Here is a 5,555-nt window from a genome sequence, read left to right as displayed (position 1 = left end):
GGGGGGGGGGCCGTGCCGCGCCCTCACGCCGTCCCGCGCGGGCGGCCGGGGCGGGGGGTGGGGGGCCCGGGGGCGCCGCCCGCGCGCCCCCCCCCGCCGACGCGCGAACGGGGCTCCCTACGCCGAGACTCCGGCGGCTTCCCGGACCTCGGCCGACTCCAGCAGATCGGCCGTACGCTCCGCCGTCCCCCTGGCCCACCGGCCGGAGGTGAGCGCGCCCAGGGCGAGCACCGCGAGTCCGCAGGCGGTGAGGATCCACCAGCCGGGACGGGCGGCGGCGACGAAGGTGTCCTTGTACGAGGAGGAGGCCACGCCCGAGGCCAGCACGGCGCCGACCACGGCGACGCCCAGGGTCTGGCCGAGCTGCCGGCTGGTGGAGGCGACGGCGGCGGCGACGCCCGCCTGTGCGCGGGGCATGCCGGAGACGGCGGTGTTGGTGATGGGGGCGTTGACGAAGCCGAAGCCGATGCCGAACAGGACGTACCCCACGAAGAGCGTGGCGTTCGCCGTCTCCGCCTCGAAGGCCGCGAACAGCACGGCGCTCGCGGTCATCGCCGTGCCCGCGATCAGGAGCGGCAGGCGCGGTCCGAGGCTGCCGACCAGACGGCCGGACAGGGGTGCGCACAGGAAGGTCGGGGCCGCCATCGGCAGCATCCACAGACCCGCGTGCAGGGCGTCGAGGCCGCGCACGTTCTGCAGGTAGAGCGTGGACAGGAACAGGAAGCCGCCCAGCGCGGCGAAGGCGCTGATCGCGATCACGGTGGCACCGCTGAACGGGGCCGAACGGAAGAACCGCAGGTCGATGAGGGGTTCGGCGCGACGGGGCTCGAACCACAGCAGACCGAGCAGGGCCACGAGCGCGATGCCCGCGAACGGGAGGACGGAGGCGAGGCCGGAGTCGGGGGCCGCGATGATCGCGTAGGTGAGGGAGCCGAACAGGGCGATCACGAGCAACTGGCCGACCGGGTCGGGGCGGCGGGCCTTGGGGGCCCGGGACTCGGGGACGTAGCGCAGGGTGAGCAGGAGCGCGGCGAAGCCCACGGGCAGGTTGACCCAGAAGATCGACCGCCAGCCGACCGACTCGACGAGCAACCCGCCCACCAGCGGGCCGGCCGCCATGGATATGCCGACCACGGCGCCCCAGGCCCCGATCGCGCGGGCGCGCTCACGTGCGTCCGTGAAGGTGTTGGTGATGATCGACATGGCGACCGGGTTGAGCATCGAACCGCCCACCGCCTGCACCATGCGGAACACGATCAGCAGGTCCAGGTTCGGGGCGAGGGAGCACAGCAGCGAGCCGATGCTGAAGACGATCAGGCCGGCCATGAAGACGCGCTTGCGGCCGATGCGGTCGGCCGTGGACCCGGCGAGCATCAGCAGCGACGCGAGGACCAGGGTGTACGCGTCGATCGTCCACTGCAGACCCGCCGTGGTCGCGTGGAGCTCGCGTTGCAACGAGGGCAGTGCGACGTTCAGGACGGTGTTGTCGAGGCTCACGATCAGCAGGCTCATGCAGCAGATCGCGAGAACCAGAAAACGTCGTCGGTGGCTGAGCTCGGGCATGTGATCCATCGTACGCCGATATCGATAGTGCGGTTAACTAATGACCGCTACATGGTCCCACAGGACGGATCCGTGCCGGGTACCCCTCGGCATACGTGACAATGGGGGAATGTCCACGCTCACGACGAACCCGACCACGGCGACCCCGGCGACGCCGTACACGGCGCTGCCGATCGGTCCGCACACCGTCCAGCCGCCCGTCGTGCTCGCGCCCATGGCCGGGATCACGAACGCGCCGTTCCGCACGCTGTGCCGGGAGTTCAGCGGTGGCAAGGGGCTGTTCGTCAGCGAGATGATCACGACCCGGGCGCTGGTCGAGCGCAACGACAAGACCATGCAGCTGATCAAGTTCGACGCGACCGAGAAGCCGCGCTCGATCCAGTTGTACGGCGTGGACCCGGCGACCGTCGGCAAGGCCGTCCGCATGATCGCGGAGGAGGACCTCGCCGACCACATCGACCTGAACTTCGGCTGCCCGGTGCCGAAGGTGACCCGCAAGGGCGGCGGGTCCGCGCTGCCGTACAAGCGGAACCTGCTGCGGGCGATCCTGCGCGAGGCCGTGAGCGGCGCGGGGGACCTCCCGGTCACCATGAAGATGCGCAAGGGCATCGACGACGACCACATGACCTACCTGGACGCCGGGCGGATCGCCGTCGAGGAGGGCGTGACGGCCATCGCGCTGCACGGCCGCACCGCCGCCCAGCACTACGGCGGTACGGCGGACTGGGACGCCATCGCGCGGCTGAAGGAGCACGTCCCGGAGATCCCGGTGCTGGGCAACGGCGACATCTGGTCGGCCGAGGACGCGCTGCGGATGGTGCGCGAGACGGGCTGCGACGGAGTGGTGGTGGGCCGCGGCTGCCTCGGGCGCCCGTGGCTGTTCGCGGACCTGGTGGCGGCTTTCGAAGGCCGTACGGACGCGATCATGCGGCCGACGCTGCGCCAGGTCGCGGACATCATGGTCCGGCACGCCACCCTGCTCGGCGAGTGGATCGGCGACGAGCCGCGCGGAGTCATCGACTTCCGCAAGCACGTGGCCTGGTACCTGAAGGGCTTCGCGGTCGGTTCGGAGATGCGCAAGCGGCTCGCGATCACCTCCTCCCTCGAGGAGCTGCGGGCCGGCCTGGACGAGCTCGACCTCGACCAGGCCTGGCCGCTGGGCGCCGACGGGCCCCGTGGCCGCACGTCCGGCAACAACCGGGTGGTGCTGCCGGACGGCTGGCTCAAGGACCCGTACGACTGCGCGGGGATCGGCGAGGACGCGGAGCTGGACACGTCCGGGGGCTGATGCCCCCGGGGGTCAGTGCTTCGACGGGTGCGGGGTGGAGCCGTACGCCGTCAGGAAGCGGTCGCGGAACGAACTCATCTTCCACACCGGCGCGTTGTGGGCGGGCCGCAGTCCGTCCGTCCAGCCCCAGTCGGCGATCTTGTCGAGCACCTTCGGGTCCTTGGCGACGATCGTGCACGGCACATCACGGCTGGCGTGGTTCCCGCTGACCCGGGAGATCGGCTGGTGGTCGCCGAGGAAGACGAGCACGGTGTCCTCGTTGCCGTAGCGCTCCAGCCACTGGGTCAGAGCGGTCACGGAGTACTGGACGGACTTGCCGTACTCCTCCTTGGACCGGGCGGAGTCGGCGATGACGTCCGCCGGGTTGTTGCCCGCCTTCTGGATGGCGTCGAAGACCGAGCCGTCGCCCAGCTGGTCCCAGCCGACCATCTTCGGGATCGGCGCCCACGGCTGGTGGCTGGAGGTCAGGATGACGAACGACGCCAGCGGCTTGTCGTGCTTCTTGCCGTGCACCCGCTGCTGGAACTGCTCCAGCGCGTACTGGTCCGGCATGGTCGACCAGCTGAACTTCGGTCCCTTGTAGCCCAGCTGGAAGGCGTTGTAGACCTTGTCGAGGCCGTACCACTTCGCCTCCGGCCAGCCCTTCTGCACGCCCGGCATGATCCCGACCGTGTCCCAGGCACCGGACTTCTTGAACGCCTCGGTGAGGGTGAGGTGGTCGCTCGCGGTCACCGTCCGGTAGCGGTTCTGGTTGTTGACCCACAGGCCCGACATGAAGGTGGAGTGGCCCAGCCAGCTGCTGCCGCCGTACGTCGCCGAGGTCAGCCAGCCGCTCTTCGCGTGGAAGCCCGCCTTGGCCAGGGCCTGGGTGCCGGCGTCCAGTGTCCGGTCGACGCCGGGGGCCATGACCGGGTCCTCGATCGCGCTGCGGCCGTAGCTCTCGATGAACGTGAAGACCATGTCCTTGCCGCGCAGATCCGGCACGAGCTGCGCGGCCGGGGTGTTGCCGAAGGCGTCGTCCTGGGCGGTCTTGGTGAACTCGCGCTCGTCGCGGACGGTCGCGCGAAGGTTGTCGGCGCGGTACTGGAGCAGCGTGATGGTGTGGTCGGAGGCCAGTTGCATCCCGCCGACCTGGAGGCCGAGGGCCGTGCAGGTCATCCACACCATGCTGAGAACCAGGACGGTGCGCGTGGTGGTGGTGCGGTGCCGGGCCATCACATTGCTGACCCGGACGACGGCGAGCGCGGAGACGGCGGGGACGACGAGGACGAGTGCGATGGCCACCACCAGGGCGGCGAGGGCACCCGCTCCGCCCAGCGTGTCCTTGAGGTAGGCGTAGGCGTCGCTGAACAGGGGCCAGTCGAGGATGACGTTGAAGCCCCGGCCGAGGTACTGGTAGAAGCCGATGTCGAGCACGTCGAGCACGGTCAGCACGCCGATCGCGATCCCGCCGAGCCAGGCCACGATCAGCCGCGGCCGCCGTGGCAGTGCGGTCAGCACGACGGCGCCGATCAGGGCCTCCACCGGTATCCGGGTGAACACCGCGGGCCGGAAGTCGGGCTTGTTGGGCATGAGGAACGAGGCGACGACCAGGGCACCGGCGAGAACGGTGAGGGCGCCGCCCAGCACGCGGGCGGCCATGGGGTGCCCGGCCCTCCACTTGCGCAGCCCCCGGAGGCGGCGGCCCGTGTCGGCAGTGGGGGTGCCGGTACCGGTTTCGGCGGCGGCCGACCGGGGCTCGTCCTCGGTGCCGGGGCCGGTTGTGCCGGGCTCGCCTTCGGCGGCGGGGGTGCCGGTGCCGGACTGGGCCTCCGCAGAGGTCGCGTCGGGCTCGCCGTCGGAGTCGGAGTCGTCGGTGCCGGTGGTGGCCGACCCGGGTTCGTCCTCGGTGCTGGGGGTGGCCGATCCGGATTCGTCCTCGGTGCCGGTGGTGGCCGATCCGGATTCGTTTTTGCGGTCGGCGCCGGACTGGACAGTCGTGGAACTCGCGTCGGGCTCGCCGTCGCTGCCGGAGGCGTTGGTGCTGTTTTGGGCTTCCGCGGAGGTCGCGTCGGGCTCGCCGTCGGAGTCGGAGTCGTCGGTGCCGGTTCGGGCTTCCGTCGAGGTCGCGTCGGGCTCGCCGCCGGTGGCGGGCGTGCCGGCGGCCTCCTCGGGGGCGGCGTGGGACGCGGCCTCGGTCGTCCCCTCATCCGGGGCGCCGGACTCGGCGCCGGCCGAGGCGGTGTCGTCGGCGGCGCCACCGGCCAGGTCCCCGGCCCCGTCCGGCCAGTGCTCCTGGGAGTGCTCGGTCGCCGAGTCGCCGTCGCCGTGCGCCGATGCGTGCGACTCGGCGGTGCCGTCCTCCGAATCCGGCGTCGGCCGCTCCTCCTCCGCCGGCAGGACCCCGTCCGTGGCCGCCTCAGCCTTGTCCGTCGTCTGTGGTGAGCGTGTATTGAGAGGCAACCCGAGGGTCCTTCCGTGCGAAGCCCGTGGCGGAGGGCGGGCCACGCTGGGGAGGCTTGAGCCCGCCGTCATCCCGTACGGGCGGCCGGGGACGTGCGTTCAACCACGATGCCCAGCGCCCGGCAAACACCCGGCAAATCTGAGGTCAACCGGGCTCGGGAGGCTGCGCTAGAAGACTGCTGAAAATCTCGGGTTCTGGCCCCGGCTCGGTGGAGTCGGGGCCAGTCTTGTAGGCATGCAGGGGGAATGGGCCGGGGAGTTG

General features: G+C 71.2%; 3 protein-coding genes. 1 reads left to right on the top strand and 2 read right to left on the bottom strand.

Annotation, left to right across the window (positions count from 1 at the left end; all coding sequences use genetic code 11):
* Nucleotides 1-117: 117 nt before the first annotated feature.
* Nucleotides 118-1,563 (bottom strand): MFS transporter, encoded by a 1,446-nt coding sequence (locus tag ABZ904_RS50380; protein WP_359407293.1) that lies wholly within the window; start codon nt 1,561-1,563, stop codon nt 118-120.
* Nucleotides 1,564-1,672: 109 nt separating this feature from the next.
* Here ABZ904_RS50380 and dusB point away from each other — a divergent pair, with 109 nt between their 5' ends.
* A complete protein-coding gene (gene dusB / locus ABZ904_RS50375) occupies nt 1,673-2,851 on the top strand; it encodes a tRNA dihydrouridine synthase DusB (RefSeq protein ID WP_359407296.1) in 1,179 nt (392 codons plus the stop codon).
* A 12-nt stretch (nt 2,852-2,863) separates the two neighbouring features.
* Here dusB and ABZ904_RS50370 read toward each other — a convergent pair whose 3' ends face one another.
* Nucleotides 2,864-4,492, bottom strand: a complete 1,629-nt coding sequence (locus tag ABZ904_RS50370) for a CDP-alcohol phosphatidyltransferase (protein WP_361830984.1) — start codon at nt 4,490-4,492, stop codon at nt 2,864-2,866.
* Nucleotides 4,493-5,555 lie beyond the last annotated feature (1,063 nt).

Source organism: Streptomyces sp. NPDC046900 (genome assembly GCF_040644975.1).
Taxonomy (GTDB): Bacteria; Actinomycetota; Actinomycetes; order Streptomycetales; family Streptomycetaceae; genus Streptomyces.
This window is presented reverse-complemented; position numbering and strand designations above follow the sequence as displayed.